This window comes from Streptomyces sp. NBC_01334 (genome assembly GCF_035983595.1).
In the GTDB taxonomy this organism is placed as follows: domain Bacteria; phylum Actinomycetota; class Actinomycetes; order Streptomycetales; family Streptomycetaceae; genus Streptomyces; species Streptomyces coriariae.
Genome location: NZ_CP130718.1, coordinates 3,896,912 through 3,914,490, shown reverse-complemented (window position 1 = coordinate 3,914,490; position 17,579 = coordinate 3,896,912). Strand labels below are relative to the sequence as shown.

Sequence of the window (17,579 nt, the reverse complement as noted above, 5' to 3'; positions counted from 1 at the left end):
TGGTTCGGTCATTGAACCAACCCCGGGTAAATGGCTACAGTGGGCGTCATGGCACTCGGCAAGGACTACGCGACACAGGAGTGCTCGATCGCTCGGGCGCTGGAGGTCGTCGGTGAGCGCTGGACGCTCCTCGTCGTCCGCGACGCGCTCTACGGCGTCCGGCGCTACAACGACTTCCTCGTCCACCTCGGCATCCCGCGCGCCGTCCTGGCCGCCCGTCTCCAGGCGCTGACCGCCGAAGGCATCCTCGAGAAGCGCCGCTACCAGGAGTCCCCGCCACGTGACGAGTACGTCGTCACCGACCGCGCCGTCGCCCTGTGGCCGACACTGCGCTCGCTCGGCCGCTGGGGCCGCGAGCACTTCGGCGAGGCCCAGCTGCGGATCTTCCGGCACGCGGACTGCGGCACCGAACTCGGCCCGTACGGCGAATGTCCCACCTGCGGAACTGTCGTACCGGTCCCGGACGTCCTCATGGTGCCGGGGCCGGGGCTCGACCCCGATCCGGCGGATCCGGTCAGCCGGGCGCTGCTGAAGCCGAAAAGGCTGCTGGAGCCGATCGAGGCCGGTCAGGTATAACCGACACCAGACACACGGACAGAGACCAGCGCCGAAGAGCGCCGGAATCAGCCGAAGAGCGCCGACGAGCGCCGGAGGCAGCCGGAGAGCGTCGGCGAGCGCCGGGGAGAGAGGAGGGGGAGAGAGTGATCCGTAGTCGGTTCGTCCCGCGTCCCGCCCTCGTCCTGTTCCTGCTCTTCCTCGACGTCGTGCTCCTCGACGCCGGCAGCCTCTCCGCCGCCGTCGCGCTCGCCGCGACCGCCGCGGCCGGCTCAGCCCTGGCCGTCTGCACCCTCGTCGCCGCGCGCAGCGCTCCCGCCGTCCCGCCCACCCGGGTGCGTACGGCCATCAGGGACCGGGCCCGCCGTACGGCCTTCCTGCCGCAACGCGACCCCGACGCCTCCGGCCGCCGCCGCCCCAGGGCGCCCGGCCACGCCCTCCCGACGACCGTCGCGTAGGGCCGCTCTCCACCGTCACGTGGGTGACCCGCGCGGGTCGTCATGCCGTCATCCCGTTTTCCGGCACGACGAGACCCCCGGAGGGCTCCCCACTCATGTCCGTTTTCGCCAGCCTGGTCGAGCGACTCGCCGACCTGCTCGACCCCCTGTTCGGCGCCACCGCAGCGGCCGCCGCGATCGTCCTGTTCACCGCATTCGTACGACTCCTCGTGCACCCCTTGTCCCGCGCGGCCGCCCGCGGCCAGAAGGCCCGCACGGCGCTGCAGCCGAGGATCGCCGAACTGCGCAGGAAGCACGCCAAGAACCCCGAGAGGCTCCAGCGGGCGGTGCTGGAACTGCACGCCGAGGAGAAGGTGTCGCCGCTGTCCGGACTGCTGCCCAGTCTCTGCCAGATACCGGCCTTCTTCCTGCTCTACCACCTCTTCTCCAGCTCCTCGATCGGCGGTGAGGACAACGGCCTGCTCGGTCATCAGCTGTTCGCCGCACCCCTCGGCGACCGCTGGGCGGACGCCCTGGCCGGGGGCGGGGTGTTCGGCGCGGCCGGACTGGTCTACCTCGGGCTGTTCGCCGTCGTCGCGGCCGTCGCCTCCTTCAACTTCGTCCGGGCGAAGCGGGTGCCGCTGCCCCAGGTCGGTGGTGGTGAGGAGCTGCCCGGGGTCGGCACGATCGCCAAGGTCATGCCGTTCCTGTCCTTCTTCACGCTGGTCACCGTGGCCGTCGTACCGCTGGCCGCCGCGCTGTACGTGATCACGAGCACGACGTGGAGCGCGCTCGAACGGGCGGTCCTGTACAGGTGAGGGTCCTGAACAGGTGGGGGTCCTGAACGGACGACGGTCCTGAGCAGGTGACGGTCCAGTCCGTGAACGGGGGCTTGCGGACCGAATCACGAGCTTGGAGGATCGACCAGTCCTCCGATGGCTGCACCCATCGGGCGGGTGCCCCGCGATCGAGGGAGATAGTGACCATGAAGCTGCTGCGAGTCGGTACGGCGGGAACGGAGCGGCCCGCGCTGCTCGACCCCGAAGGGGCCCTGCGGGACCTCTCCGGGGTCGTCCCGGACATCGACGGGGCGCTGCTCGCCGACGACGAGGCGCTCGGCCGGGTCCGGGAGGCCGCCGCGTCCGGGGAACTGCCGGCGCTGGACGCGACCGGGCTGCGGATCGGGCCGCCGCTGGCCCGGATCGGCAAGATCGTGTGCATCGGGCTCAACTACCACGACCACGCCCGGGAGACCGGGGCCGAGCCGCCCGCCGAGCCCGTCGTCTTCTTCAAGGCGGCGGACACGGTCGTGGGGCCCCACGACACCGTCCTCGTGCCGCGCCGGTCCCTCAAGACCGACTGGGAGGTGGAGCTGGCGGTCGTCATCGGGCGCACGGCCCGCTACCTGGAGTCGGCGGAGGACGGGCTCGCGCATGTCGCGGGATACGCCGTCGCGCACGACGTGTCGGAGCGGGAGTTCCAGATCGAGCGGGGCGGGACCTGGGACAAGGGGAAGAACTGCGAGACGTTCAATCCGCTGGGCCCGTGGCTGGTGACGGCCGACGAGGTCGCCGACCCGCAGGACCTCTCCCTGAAGCTCTGGGTCAACGGGGAGTTGAAGCAGGACGGGACCACGGCTGAGCAGATCTTCCCGGTGGGGGAGGTCGTCCGGTACGTCAGCCAGTTCATGACCCTGTACCCCGGGGACGTCATCAACACCGGGACGCCCGCCGGGGTCGCCCTGGGCGAGCCGGAGCCCAAGCCGTACCTGCGGGCCGGGGACGTGGTGGAACTGGAGATCGCCGGGCTCGGACGCCAGCGCCAGGAGTTCAAGGACGCGTAAGCGCTCCGCTGGGGGGGGCGGGGAACTGGGGTCGGTTGTCGGCTGCGGGCCGGTCCGTGGCTGGTCGCGCAGTTCCCCGCGCCCCTGCGGGCGCGTTTCAGTCCAGGTACTTCTCCAGGAACTGTTCCAGCACCTCGACCACGAACCGGTGGTCCTCCAGCTGGGGCAGGCCCGACACCGTCACCGCGCCGATGATGCCCACGCCCTCCACGTTGACGGGGAAGGAGCCGCCGTGCGCCGCGTACTCGTCGGGGTCGAGCCGGGAGGAGTCCTCGAACGTCGTGCCCTTGGCGCGGAAGCGGGAGCCCACCAGGTAGGAGGAGGCGCCGAAGCGTTCCACCACCCGGCGCTTGCGGGCGATCCAGGCGTCGTTGTCGGGCGTCGAACCGGGCAGGGCCGCGTGGAAGAGCTGCTGGCCGGCCCGGTGGATGTCGACGGCGACCGGCGCCTGGCGCTCGCGGGCCAGCTCCACCAGCAGCGAGCCGAGTTCCCACGCGTCGTCGTTCGTGAACTGGCGGAAGACCAGCCGGCGTTCCTGGGCCTGGAGCTCCTCCAGGGTCGGGGTGATCTCCGGAGTGAACTTCGGGGTCATCTGGTGGGTTCCCATTACAGCGTCACCGCCACCTTGTCTCGTGCCGAACGGCGGGCCGCCTCCAGTACGTCCAGGGCGGCGGCCGCCTCGGCGGCGGTCACCGGATTGGGTCCGCCGTCGATCAGTGCCCTGGCCACCGCAGCGTAGTAGGCCGGGTAGTCGCCGGGGAGGGTCTGTTCGGGTCGTCCGCCGCCGGTCAGCGGGGACTCCCCGGCGCCGACGCGGCCCCACAGCTCCGCCGGCTCGGTGCCCCAGCCCGGGGTGCCGTCCGGCCGCTCGCCCTCCCGCAGGGCAGCCTCCTGCGGATCCAGGCCGTACTTCACATAGCCCGCCTTCGAGCCCAGCACCCGGAAACGCGGGCCGAGCTGGGACGTCGTCGCGGAGGCGTAGAGGTGGGAGCGGACGCCGCTCGCGTGCGTCAGCGCGATGAAGGTGTCGTCGTCGGTCTCCGCGCCGGGCCGGCGGACGTCCGCCTCGGCGTAGACGGAGACCACCGGGCCGAACAGCACCAGCGCCTGATCGACGAGGTGACTGCCGAGGTCGTAGAGGAGACCTCCGATCTCTGCGGGGTCGCCGGACTCCCGCCAGCCGCCCTTCGGCAGCGGCCGCCACCGCTCGAAGCGGGACTCGAAGCGCCAGACGTCGCCCAGTTCGCCTTCGGCGAGCAGCTTGCGGAGGGTCAGGAAGTCGTTGTCCCAGCGGCGGTTCTGGAAGACGGAGAGCAGCAGGCCGCGCTCCTCGGCGAGGGCGGCCAGCTCGCGCGCCTCGGCCGCGGTGCCGGCGACCGGCTTGTCGACGACGACCGGCAGCCCGGCCTTCAGGGCGGCGGTCGCGAGCGGGACGTGCGTCTTGTTCGGGGACGCGATGACGACCAGGTCCAGCTCGTCGGCCCGGGCGAGGAGTTCGTCGGGGGTGGCGGCGACGCGTACGTCAGGGAACTCGGCGCGGGCCTGCTCCTGCCGCTCGGGGTTCGAGGTGACCACCGTGTCGAGGGCGAGGCCCTCGGTCGCGGCGATCAGCGGGGCGTGGAACACGGAGCCCGCGAGGCCGTAGCCGATCAGGCCCACGCGGAGCGGGGCGACGGCCGGGTGGGTGCCGGATCCGGTGCCGGTGTCGAGGCCTGTTTCGGAGCCGGTGTCGTCAGTCGTGCGTCCAGTCATGCGAACCACTTTGGCAACGCTGTTGCCAAAGTGCAAGCGCGAGGGACAATGGCATGGTGAAGAGGACGAACGACGGAGGCGACACGGACCGCCCGCCGGAGTCCGGGGCGGAGCCCGCGACGGGGTCCGGCGCGGGGTCCGCATGGGGACTCCCGCCGGACCATGAGCCGGGTCCGGAAACCGGCCGCGCGCCGGAGCGTCCGGCGGATGCCGTGACGCGCCGGGCCGCGGGCGTGAACCTGCTGGCCCTGCGCAGCCACAACGCCGCGCTCGTGCTCGACCTGCTGCGCACAGCCGGGCCCGAGGGCATCAGCCGGCTGGAGCTCGCCGAACGCGCCGGTCTCACCCCACAGGCGGTCAGCAAGATCACCGCCCGGCTGCGGGAGGAGGGACTGGCGACGGACGCCGGCCGGCGCGCGTCCACCGGCGGCAAGCCGCGCACGGTCCTGCGGCTGGTCCCCGAGGCCGGTCACGCGGTCGGCGTCCACCTCGACCGGGACGAACTGAGGGTGGTGCTGGTCGACCTCGACGGACGAGTGGTGGGCGAGCGGCGTGCCCCGCTGTCCCTGGGCGCGGGGGCGGAGGCGGTCCTGGACGCGCTGCTCGGCGAGGTGGCGGAGGTCCTGTCGGAGGCCCTCGGGAGCGGCGCCCTCGCGGCTCCGCTCGGCGTCGGGGTGGCGCTCCCGGGTCCGCTCGATCATACGCGCGGGGTGCTGCACCGGGTCACGGGCTTTCCCGAGTGGGACGGTTTCCCGTTGCGGGACGTGCTGGCGGCCCGGCTCGGCGTGCCGGTGGTGGTCGACAAGGACACCAACGCCGCCGCGCTCGGCCTCGCCGTCGGCGGCGAACGCGGCTCCTTCGCCTGTCTGTACCTCGGGACGGGCCTCGGCGCCGGTCTGGTGATCGGCGGGACCGTGCACCGGGGGGCGCGCACCGGCGCGGGGGAGTTCGGACACCAGGTCATCCAGCTGGACGGGCCGCCCTGCCCCTGCGGCAACCGGGGCTGCGTCGAGGCGCTGTGCCTCGCGGCCATCGGCCGGGGGGACCTGGCCGAGGCGGCGCGGGTGCTCGGCGAGGGCGCCGCGAACCTGGCCGGCCTGCTCGACATCGACGCCGTCCTGCTCGGCGGGCGCACCATCATGGCCGCACCGGAGCCCTTCGTCCGGGGGGTCGCCGTCGTCCTCGACGCCCATGCGCGCCGCGAGGGATCGCGGGAGGGCGCCGTGCCGGTACGTCTCGCCCCCGGCGGGGCCCGTGCCGTCGCGGAGGGCGCGGCACAGCTGCTGCTGGGTCCGGTGTTCGGACGGCGGGACGGCTGAGCAGACCGATCGGAGCCGCCTCCGCCGAATGAGGGGATTCGTACGGTCGTACGGTGTGCCGTTCCCGCTCGGGGCGTTCCCTCGTGCAGGCTCACGTGTTCATGCGACTGTGCCCGCCTGTCTCCCTCTGCCTCGCCGTGGCCGCCGCCCTCCTCCCCGCGCCCGCCCAGGCGGTGGCCGGCCCGAGTTGCGCCGGTCCCGACGGCGCGGACTTCCCCCTCACCACCCGGCTGCACGGGGGTCCGGATTCCTACCGGGCCGGGGGTGGTTACGGCATCTGGTATCTCGACCTCACCAACACCACCCGCCTCACCTGCGACGGGATCCATCCGGTCGTCGTCCTGGTCGACGCCGGACGCACCCTGAAGCCGTCCCAGGCGCGCCTGGAGTTCTACGCCGACGGACAACCGCACCCGGTCCGCTTCGAACCCACCGACGAGGACGAACTGGTCGGAGCCTTCACCGACGGCCCCACCGCCGGAGAGGCGGAGGGGCAGGCGGAGGGGCAGGCGGAGGGGCAGGCCGACGGCGCCGACGGCTTTCCCGGTTTCACCGTGGGCCCCGGCCGGACCCTCACCGTCAAGCTGCGCCTCGCCCTCACCTCGGACACCGCGCCCAACGACGTCACCGCCAACGCGGCGGTCGTCCAGCGGCACGGTGACGACGGCGACTGGATCGGACAGTCGAACGACTACCGCTTCGCCGTCGAGGCAGGCTCCGGCCCAGGCACCGCTCCCGATGCCGACCCCGAAACCGCCCCCGGCCTGGACCCGGCCGCCCCCACCACCGATCCGACTCACGCCCCCACCGCCACCGCCACCGCGATCTCCTCCGCCACTCCCGCCCCGGAGACCTCCGCCGCGGACACCGGCCGGCTCTCCCTCGCCGACGAGGCCGAGGAGCTCGCCCGCACCGGCCTCACCTCACCCGCCGTTCTCGTCGGCGCCACCGCCTGTCTCCTCGCCGCCGGGACGGCCCTGCTGCTGGCCCGCCGACTCGCCCGGCGGCGCCGTTGAACCGCGGCCCCGTCCCAGCCGGTGGACGCCTCACCACCGGCCATTCCCTCAAGATCGGGCCTGTGCTTAGGCTGGGGCGCACGCGGCAACCGCGTGCTGGCGCAGCACCGCGTACAGGCGCGGCCACCGCGTACTCGCGTTCGCGTACGGCAGGGAGATCCCGCACATGGCAGACCGCAAGCCCATCGAGTCGTGGCTCACCGACATGGACGGTGTGCTCATCCACGAGGGCGTCCCGATCCCCGGCGCTGACGCCTTCCTGAAGAAGCTCCGCGATTCGGGCAAGCCGTTCCTGGTCCTGACCAACAACTCGATCTACACCCCGCGCGACCTGCACGCCCGGCTGCGGCGCATGGGCCTGGACGTGCCGATCGAGAACATCTGGACCTCCGCGCTGGCCACCGCCCAGTTCCTGGACGACCAGCGGCCCGAGGGCACGGCGTACGTCATCGGCGAGGCCGGTCTGACCACCGCGCTGCACGACATCGGGTACATCCTCACCGACCACGAACCCGACTACGTCGTCCTCGGCGAGACCCGCACCTACTCGTTCGAGGCGATGACGAAGGCCGTCCGGCTCATCAACGACGGCGCCCGTTTCATCTGCACCAACCCGGACGAGACCGGCCCCTCCGCCGAGGGCGCGCTCCCGGCCACCGGAGCCGTCGCCGCGCTGATCACCAAGGCGACCGGCAAACACCCGTACTTCGCGGGCAAGCCGAACCCGCTGATGATGCGCACCGGTCTGAACGCCATCGGCGCCCACTCCGAGAACAGCGCGATGATCGGCGACCGCATGGACACGGACGTCCTCGCGGGCATGGAGGCCGGTATGCAGACGTTCCTGGTGCTCACCGGGCTGACCCGGCCCGAGCAGGTCGAGAACTTCCCGTACCGCCCGTCGAAGGTCGTGGACTCGATCGCGGATCTCGTCGACCGGATCTGAAACCCGTAGCTCCGAAACCCGTAACACGGTGTGAGCCACTCGTACGGAGCAGTGAAACCCCGCCCGGGGATGCGCGCCGGGTCCCGGCGGGGGAGTCTCCAACTAGCTGGAGGTTCACGATGGGTTCATTGAAAATCACTCTCTGTGCGGGAGTCGCGGCCGTCGCCGCGGTGCTCATCCCGACGGCGTACGCCTCGGGCGAAGGCAGCGGGGACAGAGGCGGCAGCGTCTCGATCACCCCGTCCACGCCCGCACCCGGCGCCGAGGTCACCCTGAAGGTCAGCGGCTGCGGCGGCAGAACGGCCACCGCGGCCTCGGCCGCCTTCGTCGCGGACGCGCAGCTCGCCGGCACGGGCGGCACGCTCGTCGGCGACACCCGGGTCCGCTCCTCGATCGGGACGGGCACCTACGACGTCCAGATCACCTGCGTCGACTTCAAGGTGAAGGGCCGTGTCAAGGTCGTCGCCGTGTCGTCCGCCGAGTCCTCGGAGACGTCGGAGTCGTCGGACTTCGAGTCGTCGGAGCCGTACGGGCCGTCCACGCCCGCCTCTCCCGTCGCACCGGTGCACGCCGGCGGCGGCGGTACCGCCGCCCTCGCCCCGCTCGCCGCCGCCGACGAGGCGCAGGCGCAGGGCCATGGTCCCGGTACCGCGCAGGCGGTCGTCGGGCTGGTGCTCGCGGGTGTCGCCGCGGCCGCCGTCGTGTTCCGCGGGGTGCACCGGAGACGCAGGACGGATTGAGCATGTCCGACCGCGAACGCTCTTCCGGCCGCTTCCTCACCGGTCTGGCCTGGGCGGTACTGCTGCTCGGGCTGTGGCTGTGGGGGCGCGAGGTGACCGACGTACGGCACGGCATATCCGCCCCGGCCACCGGTGACATGGCCGCGGTGGGCCGCCCGCCGGACGCCGAACTGCCGCCCGCCGCGAAGCCGTTGGGGCAGGCGCTGCCGCAACGCATCGACATCCCCCACCTGGGTGTGCAGGCCCCGGTCGTCGCCCGCGGGCTGGACACCGAGGGGGGCATCGACCCGCCGCCCTTCGACCAGGCGGGCGTCGTCGGCTGGTACGCCGCCGGCGCGAAACCCGGCGCCCGGGGCACGGCCCTGCTGGTCGGCCACGTCGACACCGAGACCAGGCCCGCCGTCTTCTACAAGCTCAGCACGCTCAAGGCCGGCGAGACGGTACGGGTGGTCCGCGACGACGGGAAGGTCGCCGAGTTCACCGTCGACGACGTCGAGGTGGTCCAGCGCGACCGCTTCGACGCCCGCCAGGCCTATGGCCCCCGGCAGCCGGACCGCGCCGAACTGCGCCTGATCACCTGCGGCGGCACCTTCGACCGGGTGAGCCGCAGCTACACGGCGAACGTGATCGTGTCGGCGTATCTGACGGGCACGGGCGTCTGATCCGACGTCACCTGGCCCGGTCGACGGCCCGCTCCCCCGAAACCGCCGACCGGGCCGGTCCTCGACCGCGCGCGCCCGGGCTGCGGGAGTAGCCCGGCGACCGGCGCGGGAGGCTGTGGGGTTCATCTACCCCGTGGACGGCGATGACGACCGCTTTCGGGCACTCTCATGGGAGTTGCGGGTCCCATGTCACGATCGAACATGGGGAGTTCCGGGACAGACGGGTCAATTCCGTTCACTCAAAGGGAAGGTGAATGTACGTCAGTAGGGGCCGAGCGAGCCCGACGGCGAGTGCGAGGGGGGCTCGAGGGCGGCGGGTGGTGGCCCGGAGTGCGCCCGCGACGGACGGGGGCGCCGCCCCCTGAGGCCTCCGCGCCGGGCCGATCGAGGTGCCGCACGGCCGGGTTGCCGCGTAGCGTGCGGCGTGTGTCGAGTGAGGAAGTGCTGCAGGATGGTGCCCATCGGCGGGTGGTGCGGATCGGCGACACCGTCCGCAGGCCCGTCCAGCCGTGGACGCCCACCATCCACGCGTTGCTGTCGCACCTGGAGAAGGTGGGCTTTGCCTGTGCTCCGCGGCCGCTGGGAATCGACGACGAGGGGCGTGAGGTCCTTACTCACATCGAGGGTGAGTCCGGTCCTCGCGGTTGGGCCAAGGTCGTGGACCATCAGGGTCTGAGGAACTTCGCACTGTTGTTGCGCGACTTTCACGATGCCTGCAAGGGCTTCGCTCCTCCGCCGGGCGCGACCTGGGCCGTGGACGCAGGCAGCCCGGGCGACGACGAGGTCGTCTGTCATGGAGACTTCGGTCCCTGGAACGTCGTCTGGCGGGGTGACCGGCCCGTGGGAATCATCGACTGGGACTTCGCCCGCCCGGCGCCACGCTTGCACGACGTGGCCTACGCGCTGGAGTACGTCGCCCCGTTCCGCGACGATGTCGAGTGCCTGCGCTGGTTGAGCTACCCGGCGCCGCCCGACCGTCGGCGGCGGCTGGAGCAGTTCTGCAGTGCGTACGGCCTCGACTCGACCGTGGGCGTCGTCGACGCCGTCATCGCCGGACAGCGGGGCAATGCCGACCTCGTGCGCCGGCTGGCCGAGCAGGGCCACGAGCCCCAGGCCACCTGGGTCGCCGACGGGCTCCCGACCGAACTCGACCGCCGCATCGCCTGGAGCAAGGCGCACCGGCACCTGTTCGAGTAGTCGATTCGCCCGGCGCGGTGTCACCCATCGGGCCCTGCTGGGGGTCCCGGCCGTCGTCGACGTATTCGCACACAAATGCGACATGCCGCCGTGTGTGCGCCCCTCGTGTGTGCGCACACGAACGAAGGCCCCTCGCTTTCGCGAAGGGCCTTCGGTGTCTGTGCGCCGCCAGGGACTCGAACCCCGGACCCGCTGATTAAGAGTCAGCTGCTCTAACCAACTGAGCTAGCGGCGCCTGCTGACGGGACAACTCTACAGGACCTCCGGGGGTGCCCCGGACCACCCGGCCGCCGGTCCGCCGCGGCACTGGGCCGGGCGGGTGCCGCGTACATCATTCGGACCGTCAGCATGCGCGTCGGGAAGACAGTTGAGAAACTGGCGAACGTGCACAGTCGCGGACATTTCCAGCTGGAGTGTGAGGGGAATCGCATGGGCTCTCCGGTATTCGAGGAATTCGATCCCGAGAGCGACTGCGAGTGCCCCGGATGCGTATCCCGGCGGCGGGTGGGGGCGAATTCCCCGCCCGCCGGGTTCAGCGGTCGCCCGGCCGCCCATCGCGTCGTGGTCGTCGCCACGGCGGCGGCCGCGGCGCTCGGTGCCGCCCACGCGGTGCCCGCCTTCGCGGCCCCGCAGACCCCCGACCGGCCCGGCGTACCCGCAGGTGACGAGCCCGAGACCCCGCAGGGCGGCAAGGCGCCGCTGCACGGTCCGGCCGGGCAGCCGGCCCGGCCGGGGGGACTGGCGGGACCGGTGAAAACGCCCCCGACGACCCGGGCGGACATCATCAGACGGGCCAAGGAATGGGTCTCGGCAGAGGTTCCGTACAGCATGAGCAGCTACTGGTACGACGGTTACCGGCAGGACTGCTCCGGCTTCGTGTCCAAGGCCTGGAACCTGCCCGGGAACGAGTGGACGGGCAGTCTCCACCAGTACGGGACACGGATTACCAAGGAGGAGCTCCAGCCCGGCGACATTCTGCTGTTCCACAATCCGTCCGACCCCGAGAAAGGCTCGCACGTCGTTATTTTCGGCGGCTGGACGGACTACACGCACAGCTACTACCTCGTCTACGAGCAGACCCGCCCGACCACGCGCCGGCAGACCACTCCCTACGCCTACTGGAGCAATTCCGGCCGCTACGTGCCCTACCGCTACAAGGGCCTCACGGCGGTCACTCCCGGCGCCGCGGAACAGGTCGGCACGAGCGCCGACGGCGGGAACAGGCCCGGCGCCGGGGGTACCGGGACGACGATGCCGTTCCCGGGGCGGTCGGCCTTCGGGCCCGGCGCGAACAACCCGTACGTCACCCAGCTCGGCCGGCTCCTCGTCGAGCGTGGCGGCGCACGCTTCTACGCCTCGGGTCCGGGCCCGAGGTGGTCGGCGTCCGACGGCTGGGCCACCGTGGCCTTCCAGCAGGCCCAGGGCTGGCGCGGCGCCGACGCCGACGGCATCCCCGGCCCGAGCACCTGGGCCCTGCTGATCTCCGGCCAGGGCAGGGACATCGCCTCAGGGCAGCCCCCGACGACCGGCACCGGACAGGGCTCCGGTGGCGCGATCGGCGGGTATCCCGCGACCGGGGCGGCCGGCGCGCCCTCGGCGCCGCGCGTCCCCGCGTACCCCGGGCGGGGCATGTTCCGGCCCGGCGCGCAGAACGCGTACGTCACCCGGCTGGGGAGGCAGCTGGTGAAGAGGGGGTTCGGCAAGTACTACACGACGGGGCCCGGACCGCACTGGGGCGAGGCGGACCGGCGAGGGGTCGAGGCCTTCCAGCGCGCCCAGGGCTGGCGGGGCGGCGCGGCGGACGGCTACCCGGGCCCGGAGACCTGGCGGCGGCTCTTCTCGTAGCCCGGCGCGGGAGCCGCACGAAACCCGCTCGGGACCTGCCGGGGCCCGCTCACTCCCTTGATCCCCTGATCCCATCTCACTGTCATGGCGTATCTGGCGCGGAGGCTGGAGGCACGCAATGAACACGACCACTTCACCGACACCCGAGTCCGAGGGACCGTCCAGACCCACTCGGCTCATTCAGAACGAGGTGACCACCGAGATCCCCGTCCATCTGCTGTTCCGGGACGAGCCCGAGCCGCGGCCCGTGCCGCTCGGGCCGGCCGTGGTGGGCAGCCGGGCGGGCACCGGCGAGCAGCCGCGACTGCGCCGGCCGACGCCGGCCAAGCCCCGTCCGGTCGCGCAGGTCGACCCGGACCTGGTGGAACGGCCGGCCCGGGTGCTGCCCGGCGCGGCGGGCGTGTTCGCCGGGATGTGCGGGGCGGCCGGCTGTGTGGCCGCCTCCTGGTGGGCCGGGGTGCTGCCGTCGCACGCGGCGCAGGCGCTGCGGCTGCCGGAGTTCGCGGGCGCCGGGCTCGGTCCGGAGCAGTGGGCGGCGTACGCGGGGGCGGGCGTCCTGGGGCTGTTCGGCTTCGGCGGTCTGGCCCGCGGGCGGACCGGACGGGCCTGGGTGCTCGGTCTGTTCGGCCGCTACCGGGGGACCGTGCGGCGCACCGGCCTGCTGTGGGTCAACCCGCTGCTGCTGCGCCGCCGGGTGGACGTACGGCTGCGGCACTGGCGCAGCGAGCCGCTGCCCGCCGCCGACGGCAGCGGGGTCGCGCTGCGGGTGGTGACGCTCGTGGTGTGGCGGGTGCGGGACACCGCGCGGGCCACGCTCGGCGTAGAGGACCACGAGACATATCTGCGCGAGTGCGTCGAGGCGGCCCTGGCCCGGATCCCGGTGGAGACGCCGGGCGCGGGTCGCGGTTCGGTGGAGGCGGCGGGGGAGGTGCTGACCCGGCGGGTCGCGCAGGACGCGGGCGCGATCGGACTGGAGGTGTTCTCGGTGCGGCCGCTGCGGATCGAGTACGCCCCCGAGGTCGCCGCCGCGATGCACCGCCGTCGGATCGCCGCGCTGGACGCCCAGCACCGGGCGAGCGTGCTGACCTCGGTCGTGGACTCGGTGGAGGACACGGTGACCCGGCTGACCATGCGCGGACTCGTGGAACTCGACGACTACGAACGCAAGGCGCTGGTGAAGGACCTGACCGTCGCCTTCTGCTCGGGGCGCGGGGAACAGGGGCCGTGACGGGCGGCTGTGAGGGGTGGTGGTGACGGGGGCCGTGACGCGCGGCTGTGACGGGGGCCGGACACGTCTTTGATATGGACACAGCCAAGAAACGGCAATAATCTCGAACTTGGTCTAGACCTGCACGCATGAGCTCACTGAACTCCTCACCGAACTCCCCACGTTCTCCAGGAGCGGCAGCATGCGCAAAAAGACCAAGTGGTACGCCGCCGCGCTCGGACTCACCACGGCGGGAGCCTTCGTGCTCACCGCCGGGGGTGCGAGCGGCCACGGCTACACCGACCTCCCCATCAGCCGGCAGAAGCTCTGCCAGAACGGCTCCGTCACCAACTGCGGTGACATCCAGTGGGAGCCGCAGAGCGTCGAGGGCCCGAAGGGCTTCCCGGCGTCCGGCGCGGCCGACGGAAGGATCTGCTCCGCGAACAACACCCGCTTCGCCCAGCTCGACAGCCCGAAGACCCCGTCGGGCTCGGCGTGGCCGGCCACCAAGGTGACCGGCGGTCAGAGCTACACCTTCCGGTGGCAGTTCACCGCCATGCACGCCACGAGCGACTTCAAGTACTACGTCACCAAGCAGGGCTGGAACCAGAACCACAACCTGGCCCGCTCCGACCTCAACCTCACCCCGTTCCTGACCGTGCCCTACGGCGGTCAGCGGCCCCCGTCCACCCTCTCGCACAGCGGCACGCTGCCGTCCGGGCTCAGCGGACGTCACGTGATCGTCGCGGTGTGGACGGTCGCCGACACGACCAACGCGTTCTACGCCTGCTCCGACGTCACGTTCTGAGCATGGCTTGAGCTCCCCCGGGTCCGCGCGCGGGTACGTTCCCTGCACGCCGGCACGACCAGGTCGGCGCCTGGACCTCGGGGGAGCTCATGGAAGCCTTCTTCTATCTCGTGCCGTCGATCATGATCGCCGGCCTGCTGTTCGGCGTGTTCGGGCTGATCCGTCGCTCCCGGCGGGTCGCCCGGGCCTGGGACGGCGGCCTCACCGCCGAGGCGCGCTGTCTGCGGTCGTACACGACGACCAGCGGCGGCGGCGACACCATGGTCAGCACGACCCTGCACCACGTCTACGAGTTCACCACCCGCGAGGGCCGGGCCGTCCGCTTCGAGGAGGCGAACGGCCCGGGGACGATCGTCGAGGGCGACATCGTCACCGTCCACTACGCGGCCGACCACCCCGAGGAGGCCACGGCCAAGGCACCCGCCCGCGGCAGGCTCCTCGCCGAGTCGGGCTGTCTGCTGCTCTTCCTCGGCGTGGCCATCGCCTTCTGCGTCTTCTTCATGGTCACCGCCCACTGGATGTTCGCCGAGGCCGACGACTTCATGCCGTAGCCCTCCACATCTGACGATACGTCAACTACCGTGCGCCGCCATGGAGTCCGTCGCCGAACTCGTAGCGGCCCGGTGGGGCGACCACCGTCCCGGGCTGTGGTGCCAGAACCCCGAGAGTCCAGAGAACCCAGAGAACCCAGAGGACGCCGAGAACCCAGAGGACGCCGGGAGCACCGTCCTCACCCACCACCAGGTCGCCGCCGGTGCCGCCGCCCGTGCGGCGCTGCTGGCCGACCTGCTGCCGTCGGGCGGTCCGCCCCATCTGGGGGTCCTGCTGGACAACACCCCGGAGTTCCCGCTCTGGCTGTCGGCCGCCGCCCTCGCCGGCGCGGCCGTCGCCGGGATCAACCCCACCCGGCGGGGCCCCGAACTGGCCCGGGACATCCTGCACACCGAGTGCGGGCTGCTGATCACCGAGCACGCCCACCTCCCCCTCCTCAGGGGCCTCGACCTGCCCGGGGTCCGCCTGCTGATCACCGGCACCCCGGAGTACGACGACCTGCTCGCCCCGTACGCGGACGCCCGCCCCGACCCGTCGCGAGCAGGCCCCGCCGACCGGCTCCTCCTCTACTTCACCTCCGGCTCGACCGGCGCGCCCAAGGCCGCGATCTGCACCCAGGGCCGGCTGGCCGCCGCGGGGCGCTCCCTGGCCGGACAGTTCTCCGTGCGGCGGGACGACGTGCACTACGTCTGCATGCCGATGTTCCACGGCAACGCGGTGATCGCCGACTGGGCGCCCGCGCTGGTGGCCGGGGCCGGGGTCGCGCTGCGGCGGCGGTTCTCGGCGTCCGGGTTCCTGGCGGACGTACGGCGCTACCGGGCGACGTACTTCACCTACGTGGGCCGGGCGATCCAGTACGTCCTGGCCACCGAACCGCGCCCCGACGACCGGGACCACACGCTGCGGCTCGGCTTCGGCACCGAGGCGGGAGCGGTGGACGCGGCCGCCTTCGAGCGGCGGTTCGGGGTGCGGCTGGTGGAGGGGTACGGCTCCTCGGAGGGCGGGGCGGCCGTGCAGTGGTCGCCGGGGACTCCGGCGGGGGCGGTCGGGCGGGCGGCGCCCGGTCTCGTCGTCCTCGACCGGGAGACACGCGCCGAGTGTCCGCCGGCCGTTCTCGACCCGGCCGGTCGGCTGCTGAACGGCGACGAGGCGATCGGCGAACTGGTCAACCGGGGACCCAACCCCTTCGAGGGCTACTGGCGCAACCCGGCGGCCGAGGCGGAGCGGCGCCGGGACGACGGGGAGTACTGGACCGGCGACCTCTTCTACCGCGACCGCGGAGGCTTCCTCTACTTCGCGGGCCGCACCGACGACCGGCTCCGCGTCGACAGCGAGAACCTGGCCGCCGCGATGATCGAGAACATCCTCGCCCGGTACGAGGGAGCGGCCGCCGTGGCCGTCTACGCGGTGCCGGATCCGGTGACCGGGGATCAGGTGATGGCGGCGCTGGCCGGGTCATTCGAGCCACTCGGTTTCGCCGAGTTCCTGCTCGCCCAGCCCGACCTGGGGACGAAGATGGCACCCCGGTTCGTACGGGTCCTGGAGCGGATGCCCGTCACCGCCACGAACAAGATCCACCGGGCGCTGCTGCGGCGGGAGGGGATCCGGTGCGCCGATCCGGTGTGGTGGCGGCCACCGGGCCGGGCGACGTACCGGCGGCTGACGACCGCGGACGTCGACAGCATGGGGACCGGGGGGAACGCCGAAGGGCCCCTCGTGTCCACGAGAGGCCCTTCATCGGTGCGCCGCCAGGGACTCGAACCCCGGACCCGCTGATTAAGAGTCAGCTGCTCTAACCAACTGAGCTAGCGGCGCATGACTCCCGTCCTCCGCCTTCGGCGGCTGACGACGGAGAAAATACTACCCGGTCCGCGGGGGTGCTCCTGACCATGCCGGGGCACCCGCCGGGCCACCGGTCGGACGGGGGTCAGATCGCGAGCGACAGCAGTACCGGTGCCGCGTTCCTGTTGAGGGTCTCGGCGGCCTGGCGGAGCCGGTGGGCGTGCTCGACGGGCAGGGAGAGGGCGAGGCAGCCCGCCATGGAGCCGGCGGTGATCGGGACGGCCGCGCAGACCGTGCCGATCGCGTACTCCTGGAGGTCGAGCGTCGGGACGGTGGGCGGCTGGGCCTCCAGGCGGGAGAGCAGCAGCTTGTCGCTGGTGATGGTGCGCGAGGTGAGCCGGGCCATCTTGTGTCGGGAGAGGTGGTCGCGCCGGCCGTTGTGGTCGAGCTGGCCCAGCAGGCTCTTGCCGAGCGCGGTGGCGTGCGCGGAGGAGCGGAAGTCGACCCATTCGTTGACGGACGGCGTGGCCGGGCCGTCGGCGTACTGGGTGATCGTGACCTCGCCGTCGACGTACCGGCTGATGTAGACGGCGGCGCCGACGGAGTCACGGAGCCGGTCGAGGGTGCGCTGGAGCTGGTCGCGCAGGGCCTGCTCGCGATGGTGCGCGGAGCCCAGGCGGGTCAGGGCGTCGCCCGTGACGTACGCCCCGTCCGCGATCTGCTCGACGTAGCCCTCGCGGCGCAGCATGCGCAGGAGTGCGGTCAGCCGCTCCGCGGTGAGTCCGGTCTGACGGGCGAGTTCGGCGTCGGTGACACCGGTGGAGTGCCGCGCCACCGTCTCCAGGACGCGCAACGCTTCCTGGGCCGAGTGGTACGGCACGGTCGGCTCGTGCTTCAGCGCCACGGTTTCCCCCCTGG

18 protein-coding genes and 2 tRNA genes are annotated in these 17,579 nt (G+C 72.4%); 15 read left to right on the top strand and 5 right to left on the bottom strand.

Going from position 1 to position 17,579, the window contains the following annotated elements; genetic code table 11:
• The first annotated feature begins 48 nt into the window (after nt 1–48).
• From OG736_RS17465 to OG736_RS17450, 4 genes are all read left to right on the top strand, one after another.
• Entirely contained in the window at nt 49–576 is a 528-nt protein-coding gene (locus tag OG736_RS17465) for a winged helix-turn-helix transcriptional regulator (RefSeq protein ID WP_327183276.1), read from the top strand.
• A 125-nt stretch (nt 577–701) separates the two neighbouring features.
• Nucleotides 702–1,013 carry a DUF6412 domain-containing protein gene (locus OG736_RS17460; protein WP_020132262.1) on the top strand — a complete coding sequence of 104 codons (312 nt, stop codon included), beginning with the start codon at nt 702–704 and terminating at the stop codon, nt 1,011–1,013.
• Between the two features lie 95 nt (nt 1,014–1,108).
• Nucleotides 1,109–1,810, top strand: a complete 702-nt coding sequence (locus tag OG736_RS17455; RefSeq protein ID WP_327183275.1) for a YidC/Oxa1 family membrane protein insertase — start codon at nt 1,109–1,111, stop codon at nt 1,808–1,810.
• 167 nt (nt 1,811–1,977) lie between these two features.
• Nucleotides 1,978–2,835 (top strand): fumarylacetoacetate hydrolase family protein, encoded by an 858-nt coding sequence (locus OG736_RS17450; protein WP_327183274.1) that lies wholly within the window; start codon nt 1,978–1,980, stop codon nt 2,833–2,835.
• 97 nt (nt 2,836–2,932) lie between these two features.
• On the opposite strand, the gene OG736_RS17445 is transcribed toward OG736_RS17450, so the two are convergent.
• Nucleotides 2,933–3,427, bottom strand: a complete 495-nt coding sequence (locus OG736_RS17445; RefSeq protein ID WP_442817045.1) for a heme-degrading domain-containing protein — start codon at nt 3,425–3,427, stop codon at nt 2,933–2,935.
• A gap of 14 nt (nt 3,428–3,441) precedes the next feature.
• Nucleotides 3,442–4,587, bottom strand: coding sequence for a Gfo/Idh/MocA family protein (locus OG736_RS17440; RefSeq protein ID WP_327183272.1), 1,146 nt, complete (start codon nt 4,585–4,587; stop codon nt 3,442–3,444).
• 53 nt (nt 4,588–4,640) lie between these two features.
• On the opposite strand from OG736_RS17440, the gene OG736_RS17435 reads away from it, so the two are divergent.
• The 6 genes from OG736_RS17435 (at nt 4,641) to OG736_RS17410 (ending at nt 10,467) form a co-directional block, all read left to right on the top strand.
• Nucleotides 4,641–5,906 (top strand): ROK family transcriptional regulator, encoded by a 1,266-nt coding sequence (locus OG736_RS17435; protein ID WP_442817044.1) that lies wholly within the window; start codon nt 4,641–4,643, stop codon nt 5,904–5,906.
• 101 nt (nt 5,907–6,007) lie between these two features.
• Nucleotides 6,008–6,922, top strand: coding sequence for a hypothetical protein (locus OG736_RS17430; protein ID WP_442817175.1), 915 nt, complete (start codon nt 6,008–6,010; stop codon nt 6,920–6,922).
• Between the two features lie 166 nt (nt 6,923–7,088).
• On the top strand, nt 7,089–7,868 hold the full coding sequence (locus OG736_RS17425; RefSeq protein WP_054240181.1) for an HAD-IIA family hydrolase: 780 nt from the start codon (nt 7,089–7,091) through the stop codon (nt 7,866–7,868).
• A 119-nt stretch (nt 7,869–7,987) separates the two neighbouring features.
• Nucleotides 7,988–8,608: a hypothetical protein gene (locus OG736_RS17420; protein ID WP_327183270.1), complete on the top strand. Its 621-nt coding sequence runs from the start codon at nt 7,988–7,990 to the stop codon at nt 8,606–8,608.
• Nucleotides 8,609–8,610: 2 nt separating this feature from the next.
• Entirely contained in the window at nt 8,611–9,270 is a 660-nt protein-coding gene (locus OG736_RS17415; RefSeq protein WP_327183269.1) for a class F sortase, read from the top strand.
• Between the two features lie 426 nt (nt 9,271–9,696).
• Complete coding sequence (locus OG736_RS17410) at nt 9,697–10,467, top strand: aminoglycoside phosphotransferase family protein (protein ID WP_327183268.1); 771 nt, start codon at nt 9,697–9,699, stop codon at nt 10,465–10,467.
• A 161-nt stretch (nt 10,468–10,628) separates the two neighbouring features.
• On the opposite strand, the gene OG736_RS17405 is transcribed toward OG736_RS17410, so the two are convergent.
• Nucleotides 10,629–10,702: transfer RNA gene (locus OG736_RS17405), tRNA-Lys, on the bottom strand.
• A gap of 194 nt (nt 10,703–10,896) precedes the next feature.
• Here OG736_RS17405 and OG736_RS17400 point away from each other — a divergent pair.
• The 5 genes from OG736_RS17400 to OG736_RS17380 all read left to right on the top strand — a co-directional run bounded on the left by OG736_RS17400 (nt 10,897) and on the right by OG736_RS17380 (nt 16,655).
• Nucleotides 10,897–12,312 (top strand): peptidoglycan-binding protein, encoded by a 1,416-nt coding sequence (locus tag OG736_RS17400; RefSeq protein WP_327183267.1) that lies wholly within the window; start codon nt 10,897–10,899, stop codon nt 12,310–12,312.
• Nucleotides 12,313–12,430: 118 nt separating this feature from the next.
• Nucleotides 12,431–13,540, top strand: a complete 1,110-nt coding sequence (locus OG736_RS17395; RefSeq protein WP_327183266.1) for an SPFH domain-containing protein — start codon at nt 12,431–12,433, stop codon at nt 13,538–13,540.
• Between the two features lie 181 nt (nt 13,541–13,721).
• Entirely contained in the window at nt 13,722–14,327 is a 606-nt protein-coding gene (locus OG736_RS17390) for a lytic polysaccharide monooxygenase auxiliary activity family 9 protein (protein ID WP_327183265.1), read from the top strand.
• 89 nt (nt 14,328–14,416) lie between these two features.
• Nucleotides 14,417–14,878, top strand: a complete 462-nt coding sequence (locus OG736_RS17385) for a DUF3592 domain-containing protein (RefSeq protein ID WP_327183264.1) — start codon at nt 14,417–14,419, stop codon at nt 14,876–14,878.
• Nucleotides 14,879–14,918: 40 nt separating this feature from the next.
• Nucleotides 14,919–16,655 (top strand): AMP-binding protein, encoded by a 1,737-nt coding sequence (locus OG736_RS17380; protein ID WP_327183263.1) that lies wholly within the window; start codon nt 14,919–14,921, stop codon nt 16,653–16,655.
• Here OG736_RS17380 and OG736_RS17375 read toward each other — a convergent pair.
• Together OG736_RS17375 and OG736_RS17370 are read right to left on the bottom strand one after the other, a co-directional pair.
• A tRNA-Lys gene (locus tag OG736_RS17375) sits at nt 16,621–16,694 on the bottom strand. The genes OG736_RS17380 and OG736_RS17375 overlap by 35 nt on opposite strands.
• A 112-nt stretch (nt 16,695–16,806) precedes the next feature.
• Complete coding sequence (locus OG736_RS17370) at nt 16,807–17,565, bottom strand: IclR family transcriptional regulator (protein ID WP_327183262.1); 759 nt, start codon at nt 17,563–17,565, stop codon at nt 16,807–16,809.
• Nucleotides 17,566–17,579: the final 14 nt, after the last annotated feature.